Source organism: Acinetobacter sp. GN11 (genome assembly GCF_054823985.1).
Map to the genome: position 1 here is coordinate 1 of NZ_JRVL01000352.1, position 1,482 is coordinate 1,482.

1 protein-coding gene is annotated in these 1,482 nt (G+C 39.3%); it reads right to left on the reverse strand.

Going from position 1 to position 1,482, the window contains the following annotated elements; all coding sequences use genetic code 11:
• Positions 1-38: 38 nt before the first annotated feature.
• Complete coding sequence (locus NL42_RS19195) at positions 39-1,346, reverse strand: dicarboxylate/amino acid:cation symporter (protein WP_461313963.1); 1,308 nt, start codon at positions 1,344-1,346, stop codon at positions 39-41.
• Positions 1,347-1,482 lie beyond the last annotated feature (136 nt).

Sequence of the window (1,482 nt, forward strand, 5' to 3'; positions counted from 1 at the left end):
ATTGCTCTTAAGTTGGGAGAGCGGGAGAAAAGAGAAACTTAAGCGGTCGTTTGTTCTTGAGTTGATTGAATTAATACAGGGTCTGGTAATACTTCAGTATCAGCTACTTTTTCACCTTCAAGCTTGGCAACAACTGCGGTAGCAATACTGTTACCTACTACGTTTGTTGCAGTACGGCCCATATCAAGGAACTGATCAATACCAAGTAGTAAGAGAATGCCTGCTTCTGGTAAATGGAACATGGTGAGTGTTGCTGAAATAACTACAATAGAAGCTCGTGATACACCCGCAATACCTTTGCTTGTTACCATAAGAGTTAACAGAATTAAGATTTGCTGAGTGAAGCTAAGATCGATGTTGTAAGCTTGAGCAATAAACAGCACTGCAAACGTGGTGTACATCATTGAACCATCTAGGTTAAATGAATAGCCCAACGGTAATACAAAGCTAGTGACTTTTTTAGGTACACCAAATTTATTGAGTGCATCCATTACTTTAGGGTAGGCAGATTCACTTGAAGCTGTAGCAAAAGCAAGAGTTACAGGTTCGCGAATTAATTTGCCAAGGCGGAAAATGTCTTTTTTAAGTACGATTGCACCAACAGAGAACAAAACAATCCAAAGTAACAGAAGACCGAAATAGAACTCAGCAATTAAAATACCGTAGTCAACAATTAAGCCTAAACCTTGTACTGTAATTGCTGAAGCGATTGCAGCAAATACTGCAAAAGGTGCAAACATCATCACGTAATCGGTAATACGGAACATGATCTTGCTAAGTTCTTCAGTCAAACGAACAATAACAGACTCTTTCTCGTTGCCTTGATTTACAAAAGCGAGGGCTGAGCCAAAGAAAATAGCAAAAACAAGTACTTGTAAAATATCGTTATTTGCCATTGCTTCTGCAATGCTGCGTGGGAATACATGGCTTAAGAATGATTGCAACGTAAAGCCAGTGGTCGCTGGGAGAGAAGCGCCACTAAGTTGTTGAGCTGTTGGTAGTGCTAAGTCTAGAGCTGCACCAGGTTGGAAAAAGTTTGCTAAACCCATACCGATGGCAAGCGATACAAACGAAGCAGTAATAAACCAAGTCATTGACTTGAGTGTGATACTACCGATCGATGTAGATTTCCCCATTGATACAATGCCTGAAACAATTGTGGCAAATACCAATGGAGCAATAATCATTTTGATGAGACGTAAAAAGATGTCTGTAGCGATGCTGAAATAAGAAGCGATTTGTTTGAGCTGCTCACCTTCATTGAAAAAGTGGTGACAAATCCAACCTGTCAGTACGCCAAGTAAAATAGCAATAACAATATACTTGAGCAATTTCTTTTGCTTCATATGAACCTCTATCCATTTGATTCAATCATTCTTTGATGGGATTTGAATGATTGAAAGCTTTCCTTGTTAGTTCAGTCCGGTCGTTCTACCGATTTTATCTTCCTAGATATCTGTATCTGTTTAACCGAATCGAATA